Origin of the sequence: Corynebacterium sp. HMSC11D10 (assembly GCF_001806995.1) — a bacterium.
Classification (GTDB): Bacteria; Actinomycetota; Actinomycetes; order Mycobacteriales; family Mycobacteriaceae; genus Corynebacterium; species Corynebacterium coyleae.
The window spans coordinates 1-25,526 of record NZ_KV787056.1 but is presented as its reverse complement, the minus strand read 5'-3'; the positions used below and the strand labels follow the sequence as shown (position 1 = coordinate 25,526).

Sequence of the window (25,526 nt, the reverse complement as noted above, 5' to 3'; positions counted from 1 at the left end):
TTATCCCGCAGTCTATCGTCCAGCCTCCGAACAGTCAGGATTTGGCGAGCCCAATTGCAGCTCGAGCACAGCGTTTGTGAGATCAGTTGCCATCAATTGGGCCGTCGCATAGGTGCCGTCTGCAGGCGAAACTGTCAGCGCGATGCCGTAGCCGTTGTACAGGCCGAGCTGGCGCACGGTGTACTTCCCGTCGTCCCCCGGACCCCAGCCACCTTTGAAGGCAACATCCGGCAAAACCCCCAGACCGTAGCGCTGCTCCGGCACTACCTTGCGCATCATGTCGAGTACCTCGTCGGACCCCGCCACGCAGCGCAGGTTGGAGGCGAACACTGCCTGCTCACGAGTGCCCCATCGCGTTTGACCGAAAGCCGTGAATCCAGGCCTGAGCACAACGGTGTTCATCGGTAGATCGACTCCCGCTTCACGCAGCACCGCTTCTACCTCCGTAGGCTCGACTGCCGCCCACAGAGTTTCTGCCGCGAGGTTGTCTGAGGCGGTAATCGCAGACTCCGCAACCGGAAGTAGCGAAGGGTCTTTGCGAAGCGCAGCGACCGCGATCGGAACCTTCGAAGTTGACCACGCTACCTGCGGATCTTGTTCCGGCGATCCTACTGCGTCCCGGCCGTCAGACACCGCGAGCTCTGCCGTTCCCCCGTATTGAGCAACCACGGCATCGACTGCTGCTTGGAGCTGCGGTTGCAACTGCTCCAGAACAGGCGCGGGGACGGGCGAGGGTGCGAGTGAACTCGGCGTAATTACGTGGGTTGCCGTCACAGTTTCCGTCGCTGGTTCTGAAGCCCGCTCCCCTGCCCCGCACGCGCTGAGCGCAAGCCCAGCGGCGACCAGCACTGCAGCAAACCTCAGTCGCGGCGTCATGTTTAGCAGCGGGCCGTCGGCAGATCGCCGCGCATTGCTGCGATGCCGTCCGCCAGCTCGTTGAGCATGGCGAAACTACCCTCGTGCCCCTTCGGGCTGTGCACGGTGATCGCCACTGCGATATCCCCGTTCGGCCCAGGGATGAGGCCAAACTGGCGGGCGAGGTGCCCGTTCTCGTAGTAGTTCCAGCCGCCCTTGAAGCGTGCACCAGGGATGCGCCCTACACCCCAGCGCTGATAATCGACGACGCGCCCCATCATGTCCAGCACCGGCTCATGCCCCTTCACGCAGCGCAGGCCCGATGCAAACGCCGCCTGGTCGCTGGTGGTCCACAGCGTGCCCATCTGGTATCCCGCGGAGTTGGTGGTCCGCGATCCTGCCTCGGCGATGATGCCGTCGAGTTCCGCGCCCGATACCTGGCCAAACATACGGTGCGCGGCAGGGTTATCGGAGCGGGTCACGGCGACCTCAGCATCCGGGTAGGCTGCCGGGCTCTTGCGCAGCGCACCAATAGCCACCGGGACCTTCATAGTGGAAAATGCCGGCTCCGGGCGGTTATCCCCTGCGGTAATGCCACCGACAGATGCTGTCGCGCGGCCACCATGTCGCGCAACAACGTCGCGCACAAGCTGATCAAGCTGCGCTTGAACCTCCGTGGCACTCTTGCCCGTCGGCTGTCTCTTCGCGGCGGCCGGTGCCGTCAGCGGCAACGGCAGGTGGATGGCTCGCTGCACTTGCGGCGGCAGTTGCTTGTAGGTCTGCACAATGGCCGGGCCTACAACCGGGATCTGATCAATCGCGGAGTAGGTGGGAATGGCCGGCAGGCCCGGAAGCGAAATACCTGCGGTGAGCGCAAGCGCGGCGAGCTTGGAGGACACGGAGGTACTCTCCTTCAGAGGGTTAGTGGGCGAAGTGGCGGGTTCCGGTGAGATACATGGTCACGCCGGCTTCCTTGGCTGCAGCGATGACTTCCTCGTCACGGATGGATCCGCCGGGCTGGACAACGGCCTTCACACCGGCGTCTGCAAGCAACTGGAATCCGTCGGCAAACGGGAAGAACGCGTCGGAGGCTGCCACGGCACCGTTGGTGCGGTTGCGGCCCTCGTCCAGTGTGTTCGCGCGGTCAACGGCCAGCTTGGCCGAATCGACGCGGTTGACCTGGCCCATGCCGATGCCCACCGATGCGCCGTCGTTGGCAATCAGGATGGCGTTGGACTTCACGCAACGCACCGAGCGCCACGCGAACTCAAGATCGGCGAGGGTCTGCTCGTCGGCAGCGTCGCCGGCAACCAACTTCCAGTTGGCGGCTGCGTCGCCGTCGGCCTGGAACTGGTCGCGCTCCTGGACCAGCCAACCACCGGTGATCTGCTTGCGCTCCTCGGTGAGTTGCTCCGGGGTGACCTCCAGCAGGCGCAGGTTCTCCTTCGTGCGCAGCAGCTCGAGTGCTTCCGGCGCGAAAGACGGGGCGATGACCACCTCGGTGAAGATCGGGTGGATCTGCTCTGCAAGCTCAAGGGTGACCTCGCGGTTCGCGGCGATCACGCCGCCGTAAGCAGAGACAGGGTCGCAGGCGTGTGCCTTCTTGTGTGCATCCGCGATGGACTCGTCGGAAACTGCGAGACCACACGGATTGGCGTGCTTGATAATCGCGACGCACGGACGGTTGTGATCCCAAGCCGCACGCCATGCGGCGTCAGCGTCCTGGTAGTTGTTGTAGCTCATTGCCTTGCCGCCGTGCTGCTTCGCAGCGGCAATGCCCCAACCGTCGCTTTCCAGGCGGGCTGCCTGGTGCGGGTTCTCGCCGTAGCGCAGTTCCGTGGTCTGCGCACCAGACTCGGTCTGGCTCTCGAGCTGGGAGGCGAGCCAGGAGGACACGGCGGCGTCGTAACGCGCAGTGTGCGTGAACGCCTCGAGGGCGAGCTCGCGGCGCTCGTCGAGCGTAAAGCCACCGTTCTTCACGGCCTCCACAACGTCGGCGTAGCGCTTCGGGGAGGTCACAACCGCGACAGACGGGTGGTTCTTGGCTGCCGCGCGCACCATCGACGGACCACCGATATCGATCTGCTCGACGCACTCGTCAAAGTTGGCACCTGAGGCGACGGTTTCCTCGAACGGGTACAGGTTGACCACGACGAGCGAGAACGGCTCGATGCCCAGCTCCTCAAGCTGCGCCTTGTGGTCGTCCTTACGCAGGTCTGCCAGGATGCCCGAGTGCACGCGCGGGTGCAGCGTCTTCACACGGCCGTCGAGCACCTCCGGGAAACCGGTGACCTCTGCGACCTCGGTCACCGGCACGCCTGCGTCTGCAATGCGCTTCGCGGTGGAACCAGTGGAGACGATTTCTACGCCGGCTTCGCCCAACGCGCGAGCCAGATCCTCCAGCCCCGTCTTGTCGTAGACGCTGATCAGCGCGCGCCTGATTTCCCGCTTCGCGGCATTCGTCATGAGAAAAGGACCTTTCCGTTTACTACTTGGGCGTTATGGAGCAGTTCCACGATCTGCTCGCGCTCGACCTTCTTGATGCGCTCGTGCAGCGTGGAGGTGGTGTCGTCCGGCAGCACCTCAACGGCACGCTGGGCGATGATCTCGCCGCTATCCAGTCCGGAATCGACGTAGTGGACGGTGCAGCCGGTGACCTTCACACCGTATTCCAGAGCATCCCGGACAGCGTGTGCGCCCGGGAATGATGGCAGCAACGACGGGTGCGCGTTGATGGTTCGACCTTCATACTTCTCAAGGAAGGGCTTGCCCAGGATGCGCATGAAGCCTGCCGAAACGACAAGGTCTGGCTTCACGGACGCAAGCGTGGCGGCAAGTTTTTCGTTCCACGCGTTGCGGTTGGTTTCCATTGGCACCACTGCGGTGCGGATACCCGCGTTCTTCGCACGTTGGATCGCTGGGCAAATTTGATCCGCCACCACAATGTCGATGCGGTAGCGACCTTGCGCATTGTCGATCATGGACCGCAGCAACGTACCCGTTCCAGAGACGAGCACAGCAATTGATTTCACTGAATCACTCACGCGAAGCAGTCTAGCTGTCAGTGTTCGCAGGTGTGCGTTGCCTTAGCGCAGCTACCCCCAACACGGTTGCACCGGTGACGGCAACCCACACAAACAGCAGCAGCGCCAGCACCCATGGGTCCACACCGATGACCCCATAAGCGCCTGCTTGCCCTGAGGAGAAGACGCCTGCGGCCGCGCCGAATAGGGCGCACCACGTGGCAGTTGCTGCAATAGCAGTCAGAGACACTTGCTTTGCAACGAAGTAATGCACCAGCACCGCCGCCGGCACCACCAACAGCACCGGCGCCCACGCGGGCACCTCCGCCGGGATCGCACCAAACAGGGGCAGGGGTGGGTACGGGATCTGGACTGCGTCGAAGAGGTTTATCGAACCGGCACCGTAGGTAAAGGACCCGCCGAGCATGACCGACAGCGCCCCGATAGCCGCATTTGGCAGGTACGCCACACAGAGCACGAACAGGCCGATACCGCCGCCCCACCCGAGGGATGGGTACTGGCCGAGCAGTTCGCGAACCTCACCAAAACCTGCAACGAGGAACGCAAGGTAGATCACTGCGGCTGCACTCAGCAGGCGTACAACGATGTTGCCTGCAGCCTCACCTGCATCAACGGTTTCCGCGGGAACCCCCGCACGCTTCGCGAGCGCATGCCACACCACGTTGCGGATTCCGATGCAGTAACCAATGAGGTGCAAGATGACCGGGCAAAGCAGCGCGGCCACGGGGTGTGGTGCGGCCACCGGATAGACGGCCGACGCGTCAGCGACCATGAACAACGCGATGCCGCTGAACACCAGCGCAAAGCCGATGACAAGACCAAGCAGCACGAGGAGGTCCAGGATGCTCACTCGTCCCGCCGTAGCCGCACGGATGCGGCGCGCCACGAGTGCGACAACACCGATGGCTGGCAAAAGGGGTACGGCGGCGAGCTCGATGTCGTCGATACGCACTGGCACTCCGTGGAAGACGAACCAGCTCTCCCCCACCGCGGCAGGCAAGTAGGTCAGGCGCCAACCTGCGATGAGGATGACGGCAAAGCACACCACAAGCAGCCCGAGCCCGACGACAGCATTCGGCACAGCGACATACGGCAGGTAGTGCTTGATCCGCTCTTCGGTCGTCTCCGGGACCTTTGCGGGGGCAGACCGCTTCTTAATACCGGTGATCTTGCGCTTGGACATGCTGGCGTTGCGCGCGCGGCGCCCGCTTGTCGACGACGCCGGGCGTGGTTTCGGTGTGGTGCTCATCCCCGCCAACTCTGCCACTCCTCACCCCCACTTCTGGGGAAGGACACCCGATCTTCCAATTTGCCCCACCCGTCCGGATAGTCACACCATTCACATACGACTACACATGACGTGGATGCAACCGGGATGTAACACTGCGAAGACAGCGAACGATTAAGACAATTTTCAGATTCATCTTGCCCCGATGAAACCAATTCGTTACAGTAACCACTCGTAGATAACAGGAAGGTTACGATTCCCCTGCCAAAAACAGCACTAGCAGGGGGAATTCGGGCCAACGGGAAATCTCAAAGAGGGCACATGTTCATTTCGAAGAAGCAGGGCGGCAAGCACCGTAAGCAGACGCCGAACACGGGTCGCGCAGCTGTCGTCGCCGCCGCCACTGGCGCGGTTTCCACCGCCGGCTTCTCCGGCCTCGCCGCAGGCGCTCTCACCTCGGACAAGAGCCAGGACGCGGATTACTCCATCCAGCTCGCAGCCGATACCGACGAAATTGCCGGCACCCCAGACAGCGACGCCGCAACCCCGCAGATCCTGGCGATCGCGGAGTACAAGCCGGTTGAGAACCTTACCGACCAGCTCAACAAGGCAGTCCAGCACTCCGACGAGGTCGCTCGCCAAGACGAAGCAGCACGTGCCCCGCTGGTCGTCCGCCCGGCCGACGGCGCTTACACCTCCGGCTTCGGCATGCGCTGGGGTTCGATGCACTCCGGCATCGATATCGCCAACGTGGAAGGCACCCCGATCCGCGCAGTTGCCGATGGCACTGTGATCGACTCCGGCCCGGCCCAGGGCTACGGCCAGTGGATCCGCATCCGCCACGAGGACGGCTCCATTTCCGTCTACGGCCACATGCAGTCTCTGTACGTAGGCGTCGGCGAGCAGGTCCATGCCGGCCAGGACATCGCCGGCATGGGTTCGCTGGGCTTCTCCACCGGCTCGCACCTGCACTTTGAAATCTGGCCGGACGGCGCAACCGCTGTCGACCCGGAGCCTTGGTTGGCCGCACGCGGCATCCAGCTCTAGGCCACACACAGACTTCTGCCCCGCTTCGGCGGGGCTTTATCATTGTTGGGTGTCCAACTTTTCGGAGCATGCGGGGGTACACCATCCACCCCCACAGGCAATTAACATCCGTAACAAATTTCACTTCAGTAACATCGCGCCTGCCTGCAGCGATACCACATAGCTACGCCCAATTAGAACAAACGTGCAGGTCACGCCATTGCTTCGCGGGTGGACACACGTTAAATTGACCTGCTGTGCGCGTAGCCAAAGCTGCGCCGAACCAGACCTGCGTAGAGAAGGTAAAACTGTGAAAACCAGTCGTATGTTCCCCGGTGCCTCCGTGGCAGCCGCTGCAGCATTGGCGCTGACGCTTGTAGCGTCGCCAGCGCACGCACTGACCCTCACTGTCGGTGGCGCACCTATCGGCAACCAGGGCGACGCCTTGGGCGCCCTTGCAAAGGCTGCAGACGCCATCCTGGACAACGGTGCAACCGTGACCGCCGGCGGCTACAAGATCGTGTACGACCCGCGCGCCCTCGATGCGCCGCTGTCGGCCGCGTTCGCTCCTGCCGATGGCACGGACTGGGTCGCACCGCAGCGCGGCCGCACCGCAGATGGCCGCACCGTGGTCATGCCGGCGTCTGGCCGCTACACCTCCGGTTACGGTCCACGCTGGGGCACGTTCCACCGTGGCATCGACATTGCCAACACGGAAGGCACCCCGATCTACGCGGCAATGGACGGCACCGTCACTGCAGCAGGTCCGGCGCAGGGCTTTGGCAACTGGGTCGTGATCAAGCACGACGGTGGCGAAGAGACCGTCTACGGCCACATGCGTTACTACGACGTGCAGGTCGGCCAGCGCGTCAAGGCGGGCCAGAAGATCGCCTCCATCGGCAACGAGGGCTACTCCACGGGCCCGCACCTCCACTTCGAGGTCAAGCCGGACGGTGTGAACCACGCCGACCCCGAGGTCTGGCTGGCCCAGCAGGGTATCCGGATCTAAAGCTTTTCCATCGGCACCCCGCCGATGGTCATCAGCCTGACGGTGCCAGACGACCCGAAATCGATTGTCACCGTCTCCCTCACGCCGGAACCTTCCACGGTGAGGACCGTGCCCAACCCGTACTTCGCGTGGTTGACGCGGTCTCCGGCCACTAAGTTCAAATTCTTGTGCACCGTCTGTTTCGGTGCACGGCGCGCAGAGCGCATCTGCGTGCGTGGACGCGAGGGCGAGCCCCACGCATCCGCGTTGAAGGAGCGCTCCGGTTCCAACCTGCGCCAGTCGATGAGGTCCTCCGGGACCTCTGCGAGGAAGCGACTGGCCGGGTTGGTTACCGGAGAGCCCCACGATGAGCGCAGCATCGCACGCGTCAGATATAGCCGCTCGCGGGCGCGCGTAATCCCCACATACGCCAGGCGACGTTCCTCGGCGAGCTCCGCTGGATCCCCCAACGCACGCAGGTGTGGGAACTGTCCGTCCTCCCAGCCGGTAACAAACACCACCGGGAACTCCAGGCCCTTTGCAGTGTGCAACGTCATCAACGTGACCACGCCCTGCTCGTTGTCCGGCAACTGATCCGCATCAGCGACGAGCGAAACCTTCTCCAAAAACGCCTGCAGTGATCCCGGCGCGGGTTCGCCTTCCTGCATAACCTCGTCGATTTCTTCATCGGTCATGTACGCCATCTGGTTCGCAGCGTCCGAGGAGAACTCACGGGCGACAGAGACCAACTCGTTGAGGTTGTCCAGGCGCGCCCCGTCCTGCGGGTCGTTGGAGGCTTCAAGCTCTGCCTTGTAGCCGGTGGCATCAAGCACCTGGGCGACCAGTTGCCCGAGGTCTGGCATGCCGGTGACCTCATTGACCATGTTCGGCATGTCCTGGCGGAGCCCCCTCATCATGTCCACGAAGCGGGTAATGGAGTTCGTGGCGGCCTTGGCCAGCATGTCCACGTTGCCCTCAGTGGCGTCGATAAGCGAACGCCCAAAGCTTTGATTGTTTTGCTCCGAGTGCAGCGCCACCATGGCTTGCGCCTTGTCGCCAATGCCGCGTTTTGGCACGTTGACAATGCGCCGCATGCTCACCGTGTCGTCCGGGTTTTCTAGCACCTTCAGGTAAGCAACGATGTCGCGGATCTCGCGGCGCTCGTAGAAGCGGGTCCCGCCGACTACCTTGTACGGAATACCCGAGCGGATGAAAATGTCTTCCAACGCGCGCGAGGCGTTGTTGGTGCGATACATCACTGCGATATCCGAGTACGGCACGCCGCGATCCGACAGGGCATCGATTTCCGTGGCGATGAAGCGGGCCTCGTCGTGCTCGTTGTCCGCGACATAGCCGACGATCTTCTCCCCCGTGCCGTGGTCAGTCCACAGCTTCTTCGGGCGGCGGCCCTCGTTCTGCGCGATGACAGCGTTCGCGGCACTCAAGATGTTCTGCGTGGAGCGGTAGTTCTGCTCCAGCATGATCGTCTCCGCATCGGGGTAGTCGCGCTCGAACTCCTCGATGTTGCGGATCGTCGCGCCACGGAAGGCGTAAATGGACTGGTCAGAATCGCCCACCACCGCCAGCTCGGGCGCGTCGGGGCCGTCGCCCACCAGGGTGTGGATGAGTTCGTATTGAGCGTGGTTGGTGTCCTGGTATTCGTCGACAAGCACATGCCTGAAGCGACGCCGGTAGTACTCCGTGACCTGCGGATGCGTCTTGAAGATGCGGACTACCTCGCCGATCAGATCGTCGAAATCGAGCGCGTTGGATTGACGCAGGCGGCGCTGATATTCCGCGAACACGTTCGCCACCGTGGTCTCGAACGGGTTGTGGGTGCGTTGCGCCTGTGCTTGCGCCTGGTCCGGATCCACCAACTCGTTTTTCAGATTCGAAATCGCGTTGGCCAGCACGCGCGGCGAGAGCTTCTTCAGATCCAAGTTCATGTCTTTGCCGATCATGCCGAGCAGTCGACGTGAATCGTCCGAATCATAAATAGTGAAGTTGGTATTCAACCCCGGCACCAACTGCGCCTGCTGGCGCAAAATACGCACGCACACCGAGTGGAACGTGGCCACCCACATGCGTTCCGCCTCAGGTCCGACGAGTTGGCCGACGCGCTCCTTCATCTCCGCTGCGGCCTTATTAGTAAAGGTGATGGCAAGGATCTGCCACGGCGCTACCCCACGGTTTTGCAGCAAATAGGCAATACGGCGGGTCAGCACCGCAGTTTTGCCGGAACCAGCGCCGGCGACGATAAGCAGCGGGCTACCTTCGTGCACGACGGCCGCCTGTTGCTGCGGGTTCAGGCCAAGGGTCACATCAGTCATGGCAGTCACTGTACTAACGCCGCCGACACGACCCTGACCATGTGTTCGAACTGGCATAATCTACTGCCATGAGTGAGCTTGAAATCCGCATGCCATCCGGCACCGACGATCCCCTTTCGGACGCGGAGATCCAGGAATACCGCAAGGAAATCGACCGACTTGACCGCGTCATCCTCGACGCAGTGAAGCGCCGCAGCCAGATTTCCGCCGCGATTGGTAAGACACGCATGGGCTCGGGCGGCACGCGCCTTGTCCACACTCGCGAGGTGGCCATCATTAACCAGTTCCGCGACGAGTTGGGCGAGGAAGGCCCCGGCCTGGCACAGATCCTGCTGCGGCTCGGCCGGGGCAAGTTGGGTTAACGCACTTGGGGCTAGCGCTCCGGACGGCTAGTCCTGCTCGGTGGAATCGAGCACGACCTCAAATTCCAGCAGTTCAGCAGACTGTGACACCGGCTTGCGCGGGCCCTCACCGTTATCGCCGCCCTTGTCGCTTTCAGCGTGCCCGGCGCGGCCTGCGCCTTCCCACCAGGCGTTGTAGGACTTCTCGTCGGCCCAGCGGGTGACCACGAAGTAGCGCTCCTCCCCCTTGACCGGGCGCAGAAGCTGGAAGCCTTCGAAGCCGGGCTGGGAGTCGATGGCGTGCTTGCGGGCAGCGAAGCGGCGCTCGAGTTCCTCGCCGGCGCCTTCGGGGACAGTAATCGCGTTGATCTTGACGATGCTCATGGGCGCCATTATCCAGATTTGCCGGGTGGTGGGGTGTTACCCGGAAGGCACGACAGGTTTTGACTACCGTAGTTTGCATTGAACGCTGGAGATGATCACCGCCGCCTGGGAGGCTGCAATGCACGACATTACGTCCGCACCGAGCTGGAAAAAGCTCGAAAAACTCCATGCTGAAACGTCTCGCACGACGCTGCGTGATCTGTTTCGGGCCGACGCGCAGCGCGCCGAGCGCTTCACTTTCGACGCCGCCGGTTTGCACGTGGATCTGTCGAAGAACCTGTTCAACGGGCGTGTCATGGAGGCGCTGATTGCACTTGCCGACGACGCCGACCTGACCGAACGCATCACTGCAATGTTTTCGGGCGAGCACCTCAACACCACCGAGGACCGGGCTGTGCTGCACACCGCGCTGCGCGCCCCGGCGGATCGGGCGCTGATCGTCGACGGCCAGGATGTCACCGCTGACGTGCACGATGTGCTGGAGCGCATGAGTGCGTTTGCGGAGTCGGTGCGCTCTGGCGATTGGCTCGGCCACACGGGCAAGCCGATTACCAAGGTGGTCAACATCGGCATCGGCGGCTCCGACCTGGGGCCAGCCATGGCTGCTCAGGCGTTGCGTACCTACGCGGATGCTGGGGTGAGCGCGGAGTTCGTCTCCAACGTGGATCCGGCCGATATGACCCGGGTGCTCGCTGACGCTGACCCGGAGCAGACGCTGTTTATCGTCGCCTCCAAAACGTTTACTACGCAGGAAACACTGTCTAACGCGCATGCGGCGAAGCGCTGGCTGCTCGAGGCTTTCGATGGCGACGACACCGCGATTGCGAAGCACTTCGTAGCCGTCTCTACCAACGCGGAGAAGGTCTCCGAGTTCGGTATTAATACGGACAACATGTTCGGCTTCTGGGACTGGGTTGGCGGCCGCTACTCGGTGGATTCCGCAATCGGCCTGTCGCTGATGGTGGTCATCGGCCCGGAGCGTTTCCGCGAGTTCCTCGCCGGGTTCCACGCGATGGATGAGCACTTCCGCACCACCGATTTCGAGCGCAACGTGCCTGTACTCATGGGGCTGCTCAACGTGTGGTACCGCAACTTCTACCGGGCCCAAACCCACGCGGTGTTGCCGTACGCGCAGGACCTCGCCCGCTTCCCGGCGTATCTGCAGCAGTTGACCATGGAGTCCAACGGCAAGCGCACGCGTATCGACGGCACCCCGGTCACCTATGACACCGGCGAAATCTTCTTCGGCGAGCCCGGCACCAACGGCCAACACGCCTTTTTCCAATTGATCCACCAGGGCACCACACTGATTCCGGCGGACTTCATCGGCTTTGCCAAACCACGCGCTGATCTGCCCACCGCCACCGGCGAAGGCTCCATGCACGACCTGCTCATGGGTAATTTCTTCGCGCAGACGAAGGTGCTGGCGTTTGGCAAAACCCAGCAGGAAATCGAAGCAGAAGGTGTCCCGCATGCACTTGCGCCGCACAAGGTTATGCCTGGCAACCGCCCCACCACCACGATCCTGGCGGAGGAACTCTCCCCGCACTCCCTCGGCGCGTTGATTGCGTTGTACGAGCACATCGTGTTCGTGGAGGCCGCCATCTGGGGCATCAACGCCTTCGACCAGTGGGGCGTGGAGTTGGGCAAAGCTCAGGCCAATGACCTCGCCGCTGCCGTTGCGGGCGAGGAAGAGCCCGCCTCCGGCGACCAATCCACCGACAACCTCATCACCTGGTACAGGGAGCACCGCTAATGGGCGACGCCATCTCATCCGAGTCCTACACCCCACGTCAGCGCACCACGTACCGCCGTCGGCTCGAAGATGAGCTGGAGCGCTTCGACCGGCACCTCCAGGGCGCCGAGTTCGTCGATCACGGCACGATCGGGCTGGAGTTGGAGCTCAATCTTGTCGACGACACCATGCTCCCCCACCCCAACAACCAAGCCGTGCTCGCGCTGCTTGATAGCGAGTACCAGGCCGAAATCGGCGCTTACAACGTGGAGATGAACCACCCACCCTTGGATATTCAGGGCCAGGGGCTAGTGGAGCTGGCTGGTGGCGTCGAGAAGCGACTTGCTCGAGTGCGCGAGGCAGCGCAGCAAGCTGGGTCGCACCTTGCGATGATCGGCACACTGCCCACGATGACCTCGCAGTTTCTCGACAGCGACGAGTGGATGACGCAGGAAAACCGCTACGCCGGACTGAACAACTCGATCCTGGAATCGCGCGGTGAACTGGTCAAAATCGACCTGCGGGGCGAGGAGAAATACACCCACTACTTTGAGACCATCGCCCCCGAATCCACCTGCACATCCATGCAGCTACACCTCCAGGTGGCACCAGACCGGTTCGCGGAAGCGTGGAACGCCTCCCAAGCCATCGCGGGTGTGCAGGTCGCGCTCTCAGCAAACTCACCGCTGTTCCTCGGCCACAAGGTGTGGCACGAGTCGCGCATCCCGGTGTTCAAACAGTCCATCGATACACGCACCAAAGAACTGATCAACCAAGGCGTGCGCCCGCGTGTGTGGTTCGGCGAACGCTGGATCACCAGCGTCTTCGACCTGTTTGAAGAAAACGTGCGCTACTTCTCTCCCCTGCTGCCCGAGGGCCGCGCCGACGCAGGCACCCCGTTCATGAACGGCGACAACCCTGGCCTGCACTACCTCAACCTGCACAACGGCACGATCTGGCGCTGGAACCGGCCCATCTACGATCCGGCGGGCGAACTCAGCCACATCCGCGTGGAAAACCGCCTGCTTCCCGCTGGCCCGACCGTCAAGGACATCGTTGCCGACGCTGCGCTCTACTACGGCCTGGTCAAAGCCCTAAGCAACCAGACCCGACCTGTGTGGTCGCGCCTCACCTTCGACGCCGCAAACCGTAACTTCCTCGCCGGCGCCAAGCACGGCATCAACGCCGAGATGGAATGGCCGACGTTGGGTTCGGTTCCGGTACGTGAGCTCGTCGAGAAGCATCTGCTCGACCTCGCCTACGAGGGGCTGCGAGCCCTTGACGTGGACCAATCCTGCGCAGACGAATACCTCGGCATCATCGAAGGCCGCGTGCGCACCGGCCAAAACGGGGCGACCTGGCAACTGGACGCCCTGAGCCGCGCCGCCGCCGGATCAAAACCCGCCACCAGCGAACGCGCCGAAGGCCTCGCACGGGTTTTGCGGCAGTACATCAAAAACTCCCAGGCAGGCGCGCCGGTGCACACTTGGAACCTTGAGGTCGAATAAGGCAAGATAGGCGCAATGCAGAGCATCATCGACTGGATCGTCGGCCTAATGGAAACCCTTGGCGCCCCCGGCGTCGGCATCGCGATCCTCTTGGAGAACCTCTTCCCACCCATCCCGTCCGAGGTCGTCCTGCCGCTGGCAGGCTTCACCGTCGCGCAGGGATCCCTGAACATGGTCAGCGTGTTCATCTGGTCCGTGCTTGGCTCCGTCGTCGGCGCATACGTACTGTACGGCATCGGCGCCTGGCTCGGCTTGGAGCGCCTGCGCAAGATCGCCGACTGGATGTGGCTCGTGCGCGCCTCCGACGTGGACGCCTCGATGGACTTCTTCAACAAATACGGCAAGCCCAGCGTGTTCATCGGCCGCCTCATCCCAGGTGTGCGCTCGCTGATCTCCATCCCGGCGGGCCTGGGCAACATGAACCTGCTCACATTCGGCCTGTGGACCACGCTTGGCTCCGGCATCTGGAACGCCATCCTGATCTACCTGGGCTACATCCTCGGCGACAACTGGGAGAAAGCCACCGAGTACGCCGACACCTACTCCAACGTCATCTACGTCGTGCTCATCCTGATCATCCTTGGCTTCCTGGTGTTCTTTATCCGCCGTGCGATGCGTGACCGCCAGGCTCCGGCTGACACCGCGGACACCACCAAATAACCCGCTCGAGGGCGACCGATCACGAAAGTGACGGTCGCCCTCTCCCCTTTAAGAAACCTTCTCGCCTTGCGCCCAATACGAAGCAACATCGGGAAGTTCATCGACCGCGAAGTATCGAGAGTGCGTAACCTTCAGGTCTTCTAAGGACGGCGCCCCGATCACAACAATCTCGACATCTGGATTGTCGTTGGCCTGTTCTTCCTCAAGCCGCTGCAGGATCGCATCACGTACATCCGCATACTCTTTCATCCGAAGCGCGCCGGTCTTGCGGTTGAACACCATAAGGAAGTGCTTCATCGTCTCCCCCTCACTCTTCTACCTCGTACGAACTGAGACGTTGCGATAGGGCTCGCAAAGATTCAATGAGGCTCAGAATACTCGAGGCATGCTGACTCGTAGCAGTCTCCGAGTACGACAATGCTCGAAAAGCTTCCGCCCGCAATTCATGCAGCCTCGAGTTCAATGGCAGACCCATCGGGATATTCGCTAACTGCTTCATCGAGTTCGAACTACTCCGACGCGTCGCTGCTCGTTGCCGTTCCATATGGTGAATATCACGCGCAATCGCAACTAGCGCATCAAAAACCCTGGCTAGCTCTTTATTCCCTGGCCGCGCATCGCTTTCGTATCGGATCTTTCGCCCAGTTTTGTCCGCTAACTTTTCAAAGGTGTTCGCCCACTCCGACTGGAGCAAGGTTCGCATTTGGAGTTCGACATTACCCGCAGCCGACTGAACCACCAGATGAATAGCCCGGTAACCCCCGGGCTGCGCACGGGCGATATAGTCACGCTCAATCACACGATGCCCCTCTGCCCGCAGCACCTGCTGCAGCTCCCATGAGAGATGGCGCAAATCGTCGTGCAACACGTTGGCCGTAATTCGAGCCCCGGCGAAATCCCACATCCGGCCGAGTTGAACCTTCTTCGTTTTGTCCTCATTCGACCGTCTGATTTTGTCACCAATAGTCGCCTGCGATTTCACTCGATAAGCACTGACAATGTCCGGACTTTGGTTTTCCTGGCCAAAAAGTTCCTGCGCAAAACCTGCACAGGCAGCAGCAGTCCGTCGAGCTAACTCGTCGTGCCAGATAATCATCTCCGCGGCTTCCGCAGGAACACTGGCACTACCAGCGAAATATTCTCCGAGCCGGTCGATTTCTCGCTTCCCCCACGGACGTTTTTCTCTCAAAAATTCAAAGTCCATATCTCGCCCCCCCTTTTCCAGAAATGGAATATATCAGGGCTCCGGCTGACACCGCGGACACCACCAAATAACCCGCTCGAGGTCGCCGTCGCCGCCGAGAAATCCCTTCTCAATGAGCGTGCCGCAGCGCCTACACGGCTTGTTGTTGCGGCCGAACACGTAACTTGTCTCCCCCGCCCGCTTGATCCCAGTGGTCACGCGGACGGGGGCGTCTTTATTCGCCCACATCAGCCGTCGCGCAAGACGCACATGCTTTTCGACGTCCACCTCCCCCACCCGTTCCCTCGGGTGGGTACCCGCGAGGAAGTTGATCTCCGCGCGGTACTCGTTCCCAATGCCGGCAAGATTGCGCTGATCCAGCAGGGCACGTCCGATTTCGAGGTTCGGCTGTGCCTCAATGCGCCTGACCGCCTCCGCCAGATCGAAATCCGGGTCGAGCAAATCCGGACCGAGATACCCCATCTCCTGCTCGTATTGGCGGGCGGGGAACACCCGAACGAGGCCGAGCCAAAAGCCGACGAGTTCGATGTCGGGCTGGGGGTCGTCGCTAAGCGAAAGCACCACGCGAGCCGCATGACCAGGCTTCTTCCAGCGTGTTCCGGCGCGATGCATCGACCACGTGCCCTCCATTTTGAGGTGCGTGTGCAGGATCTGCGCCTGGTGGCCGCCTTTAGCGAACTGCATGAAGAGGTGCTTGCCGCGAGGCCAAACGCGCTCGCAGGTCATGCCCGTGAAATCAACGGTGGCGTAGCGCGGGACGCGAATGCTTGTGGCTGTGACTTCGCGATTTTGCATCCACTGCAGGCGCTTTGACAGCTGATAGACGGAATCACCTTCAGGCATAGTGGAGCCCATGTTCCGCTTTCTGGGAAACTTTTTCAATTCTGGGCCGAGCCCGGAGGAGTCGCTTGTGGGCCAGGCGAATCCGCGGCTCGGCCTTGCGGCGGCAGCGCACCTGGTCAGACAGTTACAGTAGAACGCGTGTTCGAACGTTCGGTTTTGACGTCGGGCGCGTTGATAGATTGACCCTCAACTACTTGAAGGAGGGAACATGAACAACGTGTCTCGGCTCGTTGACCAGGTCGTAGACAGCCTGACGCAATTGCGCCTGCTTTTCGACGACCCCACGTCCCTCCCCTTCACTACCATCGCCCGCGACATCGCACGCCTCGAACAAGCTATGGATAAGAAGGCCTACGTCGACGCCTCCTTCGCCCACGCCTGCGTGCTCGCCGACGCCGGCAAACTCGTCGGGGCGAACTACCCGGACGCCTACCTCATGGAGATGTTGGGCATCTCCAAGGGCGAGGCCTACAACCGGCTCGCCCGCGCCAAAGCCATGTTCGCCCCGCCCCCGCCGCCCGAGCCCGACCTGGACGATTTCCTCGGGGACCTGTTTGGCACCGGCGATGAGCCGACCGATGAGGAGCGCGCCGCCGCCGAAGAAGCCGCCCGCAAGGCCGCCGACGAGGAAGCCGAGCGTCGCCGCAAAGACCAGGAGGACGCCCGCCGTCGCGCCGGCGAGGTCCCCGCCGCCAAGCAGGACATCATCCGGCGAGAACTCGACAAACTGCTCAAGGCCGCCGAGGGCGAACGCATGAGCATCTACGCCCGCGCCATGGAGGAAGCGAAGACACGCAGCGAAAAGGACCTGCGGCTGTTTGTGAAGCGCCTCGTGGACAAGGCGAACAAGCCACACGCAAAGAAGAACCCCAACGCTGGCTTTGAAAAGCGCGAGGCCACCCTGGGCAAGGAAAACTCCGACGGCACCTACGACGTGCGCCTTCACATGACCGCAGGCGACTACGCCCTCTACAAAGCACTCACCGACAAGGGGCTCGCACCAAACTCCAACATCCCGGCTGAACACCAGCAGGACCGCGACCCCCGCACCCGAGGCCAGCGCCGATACGACCAGTTCATGGCCATCATGCGCCAATACGAGCACGGCGAGCAGGCCGCCAACGGCGGCGCGGCCTCCGTGGTGGTGTCGGTGACGCTGGACGATCTTGCCGACGCCGACGCCACCACCCTGTTCCAAACCAACGTCGGCGTGGAGCTCAACGCCTTCGACCTCGTGCGCCTCGGCATGGACGGCACCTCCGACTTCTTACTCACCGTCGACGGCCTCACCGGAGTGCCGCTGCACCTGGGCAGGTCGAAACGGCTCGCGTCTGTTGCGCAACGCATCGCCATGTTCGCCATCCAAGGCGTGTGCTCATGGGCCGGCTGCACCACCGCCATGAGCGAGTGCGAAGCCCACCACATCATCTCCTGGCTGCGGTACGGCGGCACCGACATCACCAACCTCACCGGCCTGTGCCCCACCCATCACCGGTGCAACAATGACCACCGGGACGGCTCCTTTAACAAGGGCTACATGGATTACGACCCCACAACCGGCACCGCCGTGCTGGTCAAGGCAGACGGCACCCGCCACGTAAACACCACGGACCCCGCCATGCACTCGGCGGTCAACCGAATCCGGGCGAAACGGGCCCGGGCGGCGGGGCAACCGCCGGGGACCACCCACCGGCCGGTACCCCGCGTGCCGCTACGGCCCTAAAGCCTGGACCCTAGTCGTGAAAGGTGAGCCCATCCGCTGGGCCACCCAAATCAGGCCTGCCGTCGGCCTCCTCTGCACCGTCTAGCTCTCCCAGCGCCTCCGTTATGCTGCGCCCGCGCCGCTTCGGGGGTGCCGAGGCACGCCCTCCGATCTTCGCCCCCTTGTGGGTCACCGTCGCCCCGAAGTCTTTCAGAGAAAAGGCAGGACCGCCGTTAAGCTTTTCCACGCTCAACGGCTGCATGCGGCCGGCCCGGACCGCTTGAGTCAGGGCATCGACGACCAACGGCATCGGGTCCCCTACCCCGTCGGGGAAGAAATCGAAGAAGGTGGTCATGGTTCTCCCGCCGCGGGTGATGTGGGCGGCTAAGAGGCCGTCGACAAGCACCACCATGGCACCGGCCGAGCGGGTCGGCCCCTGCGCCGGCCACGGCAGCGCCGCCCCGTAGGGGTTCGACGGGTCGGTGGCGGCCAGCACGTGCACCTGCGGATCGCGCGCACCGGAGGGCCAGCCCACCACGTCGTCGGTGTCCTGGTGCCCGCGCAGCCGATCGATGGTGGCCGGGGTGGAAAACTGCGAGGCCCCAAGCCCCTCCACGAGGTAGCCGCGCATCGCCTTGCCTGATTCCTCAAAACCAGACAAGGTCTTGTAGGCCAGCGCGAACCCGCCCAGGATTTCCTCGGCCACCACGGAGCCGCGGGTGACCACCCCGTAGCGGTCCAGCAGCGACTCCCCTAAAGCCACCGAGCGACGCGTGGGGTCGCTATCAGGCGTGGGCGTGAGCGACCAACGGCCCACCATGTCGGGCGGGACCGTCGACGCGAACGAGGTCCGCCCCGAGCGCACCCTGCTTCGCTGCGGCCGCCGGCGCGCCCGGTGCGCCGTCCTCCCACCTGCTAACCGGGCCCGGATCGGAGCAAACGAATCCGGCGCGAGGAAGCCGGCCTCCACCAGGTCCCACATGGCTTCGCGCAGCTCCTCGGTGGTGGTCGAGGGTTCAAGCAGATCGCCGAACAGGAACCCGCCGCCGCGGCGCACCTTCTCCATCACCTGGGTTTGGGTCAGCGACAGCAGGGGTTCCTCGACCTGCGGCATGAGTTGGGCCGCGTAGTCGGTGGGCAGCAGCATGATCCACGGGTCACGCGCCCCTGCCTTGCCGGCGCCGACGATGGCAACCTCGCCGTTGGCGGTGAGCTCGTCGAGCATCACCGGCGAGTAGTCGCCCACGCGCGACGGGAAAATATGTGATTCCCAAGCACTTGCGGGCAGGCGCACCCCGGCGAGCTGCTCGATCACCGAGTAGACCCCGTCGGCGCCCCGCAGCGCGGGCGTGACCCCCACCGGAGCGACGTTTGACCACGAAGGCAGAAAACGCCCATACGCAGACTGCGACACGGGCCGGGTCTGGGCGCGCACCGCCGCCAGCGAGCGCGACCGGATGATGCGCAGCACCTCGGCGGCGACGTACTCCTGCTCCTCTACCCCCTGCCGGTAGCGGCCCTCGATGACCTTGTCCTTGTCCACCAGCGGCATCAGCGCTGCATGCGCCGCACCGACGGCCAGCCCGAACGCGTCCGCAAGGTCGCGCAACACAAAGGGCCCGCGGGTACGCACCCAACGCCCCACCAGTTGCGCCAACGCATCCGGGATGGTCTGCACCTGGGCGGGGACGCCGGGCGGGACGGGCACGCCGAGGCCGTCGCGAAGCAAGGGCGCATCCAGGACTTGGGCCACGTGTTCGCGCCCGCCGATGCGCACCCGCATCATGCGTGCCCCCAGGGACTGCTCCAGGGAGGCCAGGGGGACTGTGGTGTAGGTGGGCAGGTCGTCGATAGGCACGGGCCCCACGATGCGCAGGGTGTCGGCGAACTGCTCGGAAGTCTCCGCGCGGCCCACCCGGCGCAGCGAGGCGTCGACCTCCGCGATGATGTCGGCATCCAGCAGCTCGCGCAACTCCACGGTGCCCAGCAGTTTGGCCAGCAGCGACGGGTCCAAGGACAGCGCCGCGGCCCGCTTCTCGGCTAGCGGGGTGTCGCCCTCGTACATGAACGCGCCGGTGTAGTTGAACAGCAGCGAGGAGGCGAACGGGCTCGGCTGGTCGGTGGTCACCTCGGCGATGCGCACCCGGCGCGTATTGATGTCGCGCATCACCTCCTGCAGGGCGGGTAGGTCGTAGACGTCCTGGAGGCACTCGCGCACCGTTTCCAGGATGATTGGAAACGACGGGTAATTCCGGGCCACATCCAACAGCTGCTCGGCGCGCTGGCGCTGCTGCCACAGGGGTGCACGCTTGCCGGGGTTGCGGCGCGGCAGCAGCAGGGCGCGGGCGGCGCACTCGCGGAACCGGGAGGCGAACAGGGCGGAGTTGCCCACCTGCTCGGTGACAATGTCGGCGATCTCGTCGGCGTCGAATTGGAAGATCGCCCCGTCGGGCTCCTTCTCCCCTTGCGGCAGGCGCAGCACGATGCCGTCGTCGCCGGCGACCGCCTGGGCGTCCATCCCGGTCTCCTGGGCGACCCGCCAGCCGGTGGCCAGCGCCCACGCCGCGTTGACCCCCTTGCCAAACGGGGTGTGCAGCACGACGCGCCAGTCGCCTAACTCGTCGGTGAAGCGCTCCAGCACGAGGGTTTTCTCGTCGGGCAGGATCCCGGTGGCCTCCTCCTGCTCGTCAAGGTATTGCAGCAGGTTGGTTTGTGCGCGCTCGTCCAAGCTTTCGTCCAAAGCACTTTTTGCTTCTCGACGAAACGCCCCCACCGCCTTACCCAACTCATACGGCCTACCCAGCCCGTCGCCTGTCCAGAACGGCAGGCGCCCGGTGTGGCCGGGCGCCGGGCTGACCTGCACCTGGTCGCGGGTGATGTTCTCGATGCGCCACGAGGAGGCGCCGAGGGTGAACACGTCGCCGACGCGGGACTCGTAGACCATCTCCTCGTCGAGCTCGCCGACGCGGCGGGGTGCTTTGCCTCCCTCTTCCTGCGAGCTTGCGAGCAGGAAGACGCCGAACATGCCGCGGTCCGGGATGGTGCCCGCGTTGGTCACCGCGACCCGCTGGGCGCCGGGGCGTGCCTTCAAGACAGTGCCCTCGAGGATCGCTCGGGGCCGCAGCTCGGCGAAGTCGGTGGACGGATAGACGCCGGTGACCAGGTCGATCACCGAGTCGAACACCTCGCGGGCCAGGTCACGGTACGGCCAGGCGCGGCGCACCGTGTCGTACCACTCGTCCACATCCAGGTCCTCCACCGCGACGGCCGCTACGGTCTGCTGTGCAAGCACGTCCAAGGGGCTTCGCGGGGTGTGCAGCTCCTCGATGAGGCCCTGGCGCATCCGGGGCACCGTCACCGCGGTTTGCACCAGGTCGGCGCGGTGCTTCGGGTAGAACGTGCCCTCGGAAATGGCGCCCACGGTGTGCCCGGCGCGGCCCACGCGCTGCAGGCCGGAGGCAACCGACGGCGGCGACTCCACCTGGATGACCAGGTCCACCGCCCCCATGTCGATGCCCAGCTCCAGCGAGGAGGTGGACACCACCGCGCGCAGGGTGCCCTCTTTCAGCATGGTTTCGGTCTGGGCGCGCTCGTCCTTGGACACGCTGCCGTGGTGGGCGCGCGCGATCACGGTCGCGGCGTGGCCGGCAGTATCCACCGACTTCATCAGCTGCGCCGGCGGGCGGCGGGTCTGCGGGGACAGCGCCTCCGGGTCGTGCTCCTTCGCCCAGAGCTCGTTTAGCTGGCTGGTCAGGCGCTCCGCGGTGCGGCGCGAGTTAACGAAAACGATGGTGGACCGGTGCGCCATGACTTCGTCGTAAATCGCGCGCTCGATGTGGGGCCAGATGGAGTTGGTGGCACCGGGCGGCGGCGCGTCCAGGTCGTTGTCCAGGGCGTCGTCGAGAATCGCATCGCCGATGGTGGAGGCGTCCTCGGGAACGGGCAGGTCGCTCATGTCGTCGACGGGCACGCGCACGTCGAGCTCCCAGCGCTTCTCCGCCGGCGGGTTGATGATCGTCGTCTTGGGGCCCAAAAAGTTGGCCACCGCCTCGATCGGGCGCACCGTGGCCGAGAGCCCAATGCGCTGGAAGTCCCCGGCGAGGCGGCGCAGGCGCTCCAGCGAGAGCGCGAGGTGCACGCCGCGTTTGGTGCCGGCGAGGGCGTGGATTTCGTCGACAATGACCGTGTCCACCGTTTTCAGAATGCCCGCCGCCTTGGACGTGAGCATGAGATACAGCGACTCCGGCGTGGTGATCAAAATGTCCGGCGGCTTTCGCACCTGCCGGTTGCGCTCCGCCTGCGGAGTATCGCCCGAGCGCACCCCCACCGAAATGTCCGGCATGTCGCGGCCCAAACGCTGCGCCACCCGCGCGATGCCAGCCAGGGGTGCGCGGAGGTTGTTCTCCACATCCACGCCGAGGGCCTTCAGCGGCGAAATATAAAGGACGCGCACGCCGCCGTGGGTGGAGGTGTTCGCCCCATCGATGGGCAGCGCCTGCTGGCCGGCCCGCTCCACCAGGGAGTTCAGCGCCCACAGAAACGCCGCCAGCGTCTTGCCGGAGCCGGTGGGTGCGACGACGAGGGCGTTCTCGTCGTCGGAAATCGCGCGCCACGCCTGCTCCTGCACCGCCGTGGGCGCTGCGAAGACATCCTGGAACCACCCCGCCACCTGCGGGTGAAAGCGGTCCAAGATCGAGCCAGTCATTTCGCCAACCTTAGCGGTAGAGTCGGGCACATGACTGCTGAGTACTCCGACTCCCGGCTGACCAACCTGATTGCGGAAGGCACGGGTGAAATCCTCAAAGGCATCCGCGGGGTGGGCCTGCTGCGTGGCCGCGAACTCGGCGAGACTGGCGACGATCTCGCCCAGGCCTGGATCGAGCGAGTCTTAAGCCAACACCGCCCCAACGACGGGTTCCTCTCCGAGGAAGCGTCCGACAACCCGGCGCGCCTGAGCAAGGACCGGGTGTGGATCGTCGACCCGCTCGACGGCACCAAGGAGTTCGCGACCGGCCGGCAGGACTGGGCGGTGCATGTGGCGCTCGTCGAAAATGGCGTGCCCACCCACGCCGCCGTCGGGCTGCCCGACCTTGGTGTGGTGTTCAAGTCCTCCGACGTGCGCCACGTCTCCGGGCCGTTCGCTGGCAAGGTGGCCATGTCGCGCAACCGCCCGCCCGCCGTCGCCCGCTACGTCGCGGACGCCATCGGCTTCGAAACCGAACAGATCGGCTCCGCCGGCGCCAAAGCCATGCACGTGCTGCTCGGCGATTACGACGCCTACATCCACGCCGGCGGCCAATACGAATGGGACCAAGCAGCACCTGTAGGAGTCTCGCTCGCGGCGGGCCTGCACGCATCGCGACTCGACGGTACCCCGCTTCGCTATAACAACGAAGACACCTATATTCCAGACATGCTTATTTGTCGCCCGGAGATTGCCGACGACATTTTGGAAGCCGCCGCCCGCTACCACGACGAACACGGCTCGTTCGAAGGAGTACTGAAGTAACCAATGGTCAAGACCCCATACGAGGACCTGCTGCGCGACGTGCTGGAAAACGGCACCGAGAAAGGTGACCGCACCGGCACCGGCACCCGCAGCGTGTTTGGCCGCCAGATCCGCTACGACCTCTCCGAGTCGTTCCCGCTGCTGACCACCAAGAAGGTCTTCTTCAAGGGTGTCGTCGGCGAACTGCTGTGGTTTTTGCGCGGCGATTCCAACGTGCGCTGGCTGCAGGACAACGGCATCCGCATCTGGAACGAGTGGGCCGACGCCGACGGTGAGTTGGGTCCGGTCTATGGCGTGCAGTGGCGCTCCTGGCCAACCCCGGACGGTGGCCACGTCGACCAGATCGCCGAGGCCCTGGCAACGCTGAAGCAGAACCCGGATTCGCGCCGCAACCTGGTGTCCGCCTGGAACGTGTCCGAACTGGACAAGATGGCCCTCATGCCGTGCCACCTGATGTTCCAGCTCTACGTCGCCGACGGCAAGTTGAGCATGCAGGTCTACCAGCGCTCCGCCGACATGTTCCTGGGCGTGCCGTTCAACATCGCCTCCTACGCGCTGCTTACCCACATGTTCGCGCAGCAGGCGGGCCTTGAGGTCGGCGAGCTGATCTGGACCGGCGGCGACTGCCACATCTACAACAACCACATCGAGCAGGTGCGCGAGCAGCTCTCCCGCGAGGCCCGCGAGTATCCGCAGCTCAAACTGCGCAAGGCTGCATCCCTGTTCGACTACGACTTCGACGACATCGAGGTCGTCGGCTACGACCCGCACCCCACCATCAAGGCGGAGGTGTCCGTCTAATGCAGGGCCCGATGTTGGGCGCGATCTGGGCGCAAAGCGTCGACGGCATCATCGGCGACGGCGAGGACATGCCCTGGCACCTGCCCGAAGACCTCAAGCATTTCAAGGACACCACCAGCGGGCACCCGATCATCATGGGGCGGCGCACCTGGGAGTCGCTGCCGTTCAAGCCGCTGCCGAACCGCAAGAACATCGTGTTGTCCTCGCGCGAGGCGGGCGCCTGGTCCCGCGGGGCGTCGGTCATCGCCGACATCCCGGACCTCGAGGGCGATGCCTGGATCATCGGCGGCGCCCAAATCTACGCCGCCACCCTCGACGAGGTCGACGTCATCGAGCGCACGCTTATCGACGTCCACCCCGACGTCCCCGATGCCAAAGCCGTCCACGCCCCGCGTATCGACGACACCTTCACCCTCGCTTCCGAAACGGAGTGGCTCACCTCGTCGACAGGCTTGCGCTACAAATTCCAACGCTTCGAAAGGATCTAACATGACCGTCACCGCACCCGAAACCAACGCCCACGTGACCATCTTCGCCGCCGACTGGTGTCCGTTCTGCCAGAAGCTGCGCCAGCGCCTCGACCGCACCGAAACCCCCTACGACATCGTCGACGTCGAGGCCGACGGCATGGACGAGGTTAACGAGTGGATCAAGTCCGTCAACGACGGCAACCGCATCGTGCCCACCGTGCTCTTCTCCGACGGCACCCACGCCACCAACCCGGAGGCCTCGGCAGTGCGCGCCAAGCTGCGCGAACTCACCGGCGAGGAGTAGGCCCGGAGAATCCTTCGGGGCCCTTCTACTCTCTCCGGTCCCAGCGGACTTCGCCGTCGACGACCTGCCCCGTGGGGACCAACCCTACGGTGGCGGCGACTCGCTGCGAGGCGATGTGGTCGGGGTGGATATGAGCGATGAGGTACGTAATGCCTCGCTCCGCAAGATAGGTGGAAAGCAGTTTCACGGCTTCTTTGGCGTAGCCGTGCCCCTGCCACTGCGCCCCGATCACCCACGCTATCTCCGTCGCACCGCCGCTGCGGGGCACGGTCGCTTGGACGTATCCGATCGGCTGCTTGCCCGCACCGAGTGTGACGACGAAATTGATCCACTCCTCGGCACCATCGCTGGATTCGCCTCGAGCCTGGATCGCGTACCGCCGCGCAAGCTCATCCACAGAGGGCGGCCCACCGCCTGTGAATGTGTAAAGGGTTCGATCCGAAAGCACATCAGCCATCTCGGTAGCGTCCTCGACGCGAAGTGGCCGTAATTCGATAGTCATCTTCACCACCCGCCATCTGACCTCGACGCCACACCAAACCCCTATTTGCGCCCCAGAGAGTGTCTGAAGTCACGACATATTTGACAGGGTGT

The 25,526-nt window shown here is 63.8% G+C and carries 23 protein-coding genes; 11 read left to right on the top strand and 12 right to left on the bottom strand.

All coding sequences use genetic code 11. The features are described 5' to 3' along the window. Nucleotides 1–12: 12 nt before the first annotated feature. The 5 genes from HMPREF3120_RS07265 to HMPREF3120_RS07245 are packed head-to-tail and all read right to left on the bottom strand — an operon-like array spanning nt 13 to nt 5,148. A complete protein-coding gene (locus HMPREF3120_RS07265; RefSeq protein ID WP_210384504.1) occupies nt 13–876 on the bottom strand; it encodes a serine hydrolase in 864 nt (287 codons plus the stop codon). A gap of 2 nt (nt 877–878) precedes the next feature. Further along, nucleotides 879–1,754 carry a serine hydrolase gene (locus HMPREF3120_RS07260; RefSeq protein ID WP_083284827.1) on the bottom strand — a complete coding sequence of 292 codons (876 nt, stop codon included), beginning with the start codon at nt 1,752–1,754 and terminating at the stop codon, nt 879–881. Between the two features lie 22 nt (nt 1,755–1,776). Then, entirely contained in the window at nt 1,777–3,321 is a 1,545-nt protein-coding gene (gene purH, locus HMPREF3120_RS07255) for a bifunctional phosphoribosylaminoimidazolecarboxamide formyltransferase/IMP cyclohydrolase (RefSeq protein WP_070451727.1), read from the bottom strand. Continuing rightward, a complete protein-coding gene (purN, locus tag HMPREF3120_RS07250; RefSeq protein ID WP_371325687.1) occupies nt 3,318–3,899 on the bottom strand; it encodes a phosphoribosylglycinamide formyltransferase in 582 nt (193 codons plus the stop codon). Before purN ends, purH begins: the two co-directional genes overlap by 4 nt. Nucleotides 3,900–3,909: 10 nt before the next feature. Continuing rightward, on the bottom strand, nt 3,910–5,148 hold the full coding sequence (locus HMPREF3120_RS07245; RefSeq protein WP_070451725.1) for a cell division protein PerM: 1,239 nt from the start codon (nt 5,146–5,148) through the stop codon (nt 3,910–3,912). A gap of 300 nt (nt 5,149–5,448) precedes the next feature. Between HMPREF3120_RS07245 and HMPREF3120_RS07240 the strand changes: the two genes are divergently transcribed. Together HMPREF3120_RS07240 and HMPREF3120_RS07235 are read left to right on the top strand one after the other, a co-directional pair. Further along, entirely contained in the window at nt 5,449–6,174 is a 726-nt protein-coding gene (locus HMPREF3120_RS07240) for a M23 family metallopeptidase (RefSeq protein ID WP_070421437.1), read from the top strand. 289 nt (nt 6,175–6,463) lie between these two features. Then, a complete protein-coding gene (locus HMPREF3120_RS07235; protein WP_224212937.1) occupies nt 6,464–7,162 on the top strand; it encodes a M23 family metallopeptidase in 699 nt (232 codons plus the stop codon). Here HMPREF3120_RS07235 and pcrA read toward each other — a convergent pair. After that, nucleotides 7,159–9,471 carry a DNA helicase PcrA gene (gene pcrA / locus HMPREF3120_RS07230; RefSeq protein WP_070451723.1) on the bottom strand — a complete coding sequence of 771 codons (2,313 nt, stop codon included), beginning with the start codon at nt 9,469–9,471 and terminating at the stop codon, nt 7,159–7,161. The genes HMPREF3120_RS07235 and pcrA overlap by 4 nt on opposite strands. A 68-nt stretch (nt 9,472–9,539) precedes the next feature. On the opposite strand from pcrA, the gene HMPREF3120_RS07225 reads away from it, so the two are divergent. Further along, on the top strand, nt 9,540–9,833 hold the full coding sequence (locus HMPREF3120_RS07225; RefSeq protein WP_070421440.1) for a chorismate mutase: 294 nt from the start codon (nt 9,540–9,542) through the stop codon (nt 9,831–9,833). 27 nt (nt 9,834–9,860) lie between these two features. On the opposite strand, the gene HMPREF3120_RS07220 is transcribed toward HMPREF3120_RS07225, so the two are convergent. Then, on the bottom strand, nt 9,861–10,196 hold the full coding sequence (locus HMPREF3120_RS07220) for an antibiotic biosynthesis monooxygenase family protein (RefSeq protein WP_070451722.1): 336 nt from the start codon (nt 10,194–10,196) through the stop codon (nt 9,861–9,863). A gap of 118 nt (nt 10,197–10,314) precedes the next feature. Here HMPREF3120_RS07220 and pgi point away from each other — a divergent pair, with 118 nt between their 5' ends. Genes pgi through HMPREF3120_RS07205 form a run of 3 tightly spaced genes read left to right on the top strand, consistent with a single transcriptional unit; the run spans nt 10,315 to nt 14,099 of the window. Further along, on the top strand, nt 10,315–11,952 hold the full coding sequence (gene pgi, locus HMPREF3120_RS07215) for a glucose-6-phosphate isomerase (RefSeq protein ID WP_070451830.1): 1,638 nt from the start codon (nt 10,315–10,317) through the stop codon (nt 11,950–11,952). Next, the gene (locus HMPREF3120_RS07210; RefSeq protein ID WP_070451720.1) at nt 11,952–13,439 is read left to right on the top strand and encodes a glutamate-cysteine ligase family protein; all 1,488 of its coding nucleotides are present in this window, start codon (nt 11,952–11,954) and stop codon (nt 13,437–13,439) included. The genes pgi and HMPREF3120_RS07210 overlap by 1 nt, the downstream gene beginning before the upstream one ends. 15 nt (nt 13,440–13,454) lie before the next feature. Then, a complete protein-coding gene (locus HMPREF3120_RS07205; RefSeq protein ID WP_070451718.1) occupies nt 13,455–14,099 on the top strand; it encodes a DedA family protein in 645 nt (214 codons plus the stop codon). A 48-nt stretch (nt 14,100–14,147) separates the two neighbouring features. Here the strand turns inward: HMPREF3120_RS07205 and HMPREF3120_RS07200 are convergent, their stop codons facing one another. From HMPREF3120_RS07200 to HMPREF3120_RS07190, 3 genes are read right to left on the bottom strand one after another with little or no spacing between them, the layout of a single operon-like run. Continuing rightward, on the bottom strand, nt 14,148–14,396 hold the full coding sequence (locus HMPREF3120_RS07200; protein ID WP_070421444.1) for a hypothetical protein: 249 nt from the start codon (nt 14,394–14,396) through the stop codon (nt 14,148–14,150). Nucleotides 14,397–14,406: 10 nt separating this feature from the next. Then, nucleotides 14,407–15,303, bottom strand: coding sequence for a RelA/SpoT domain-containing protein (locus HMPREF3120_RS07195; RefSeq protein WP_070451716.1), 897 nt, complete (start codon nt 15,301–15,303; stop codon nt 14,407–14,409). A 33-nt stretch (nt 15,304–15,336) separates the two neighbouring features. Further along, nucleotides 15,337–16,146, bottom strand: a complete 810-nt coding sequence (locus tag HMPREF3120_RS07190; RefSeq protein ID WP_070451826.1) for a DNA-formamidopyrimidine glycosylase family protein — start codon at nt 16,144–16,146, stop codon at nt 15,337–15,339. Nucleotides 16,147–16,354: 208 nt separating this feature from the next. Here HMPREF3120_RS07190 and HMPREF3120_RS07185 point away from each other — a divergent pair, with 208 nt between their 5' ends. Further along, the gene (locus tag HMPREF3120_RS07185) at nt 16,355–17,869 is read left to right on the top strand and encodes an HNH endonuclease signature motif containing protein (RefSeq protein ID WP_070451714.1); all 1,515 of its coding nucleotides are present in this window, start codon (nt 16,355–16,357) and stop codon (nt 17,867–17,869) included. 10 nt (nt 17,870–17,879) lie between these two features. Here HMPREF3120_RS07185 and HMPREF3120_RS07180 read toward each other — a convergent pair whose 3' ends face one another. Further along, nucleotides 17,880–22,553 carry an ATP-dependent helicase gene (locus HMPREF3120_RS07180; RefSeq protein WP_070451712.1) on the bottom strand — a complete coding sequence of 1,558 codons (4,674 nt, stop codon included), beginning with the start codon at nt 22,551–22,553 and terminating at the stop codon, nt 17,880–17,882. 30 nt (nt 22,554–22,583) lie between these two features. On the opposite strand from HMPREF3120_RS07180, the gene HMPREF3120_RS07175 reads away from it, so the two are divergent. From HMPREF3120_RS07175 to HMPREF3120_RS07160, 4 genes are read left to right on the top strand one after another with little or no spacing between them, the layout of a single operon-like run. Next, complete coding sequence (locus HMPREF3120_RS07175; RefSeq protein WP_070451710.1) at nt 22,584–23,357, top strand: 3'(2'),5'-bisphosphate nucleotidase CysQ; 774 nt, start codon at nt 22,584–22,586, stop codon at nt 23,355–23,357. A 3-nt stretch (nt 23,358–23,360) separates the two neighbouring features. Then, on the top strand, nt 23,361–24,158 hold the full coding sequence (locus tag HMPREF3120_RS07170) for a thymidylate synthase (protein ID WP_070451708.1): 798 nt from the start codon (nt 23,361–23,363) through the stop codon (nt 24,156–24,158). Nucleotides 24,159–24,169: 11 nt separating this feature from the next. Further along, complete coding sequence (locus tag HMPREF3120_RS07165) at nt 24,170–24,646, top strand: dihydrofolate reductase (protein ID WP_070451822.1); 477 nt, start codon at nt 24,170–24,172, stop codon at nt 24,644–24,646. A 1-nt stretch (nt 24,647) separates the two neighbouring features. Next, the gene (locus HMPREF3120_RS07160) at nt 24,648–24,932 is read left to right on the top strand and encodes a mycoredoxin (RefSeq protein WP_070421450.1); all 285 of its coding nucleotides are present in this window, start codon (nt 24,648–24,650) and stop codon (nt 24,930–24,932) included. A 25-nt stretch (nt 24,933–24,957) separates the two neighbouring features. Here the strand turns inward: HMPREF3120_RS07160 and HMPREF3120_RS07155 are convergent, their stop codons facing one another. After that, nucleotides 24,958–25,434, bottom strand: a complete 477-nt coding sequence (locus HMPREF3120_RS07155; protein ID WP_070451819.1) for a GNAT family N-acetyltransferase — start codon at nt 25,432–25,434, stop codon at nt 24,958–24,960. Nucleotides 25,435–25,526: the final 92 nt, after the last annotated feature.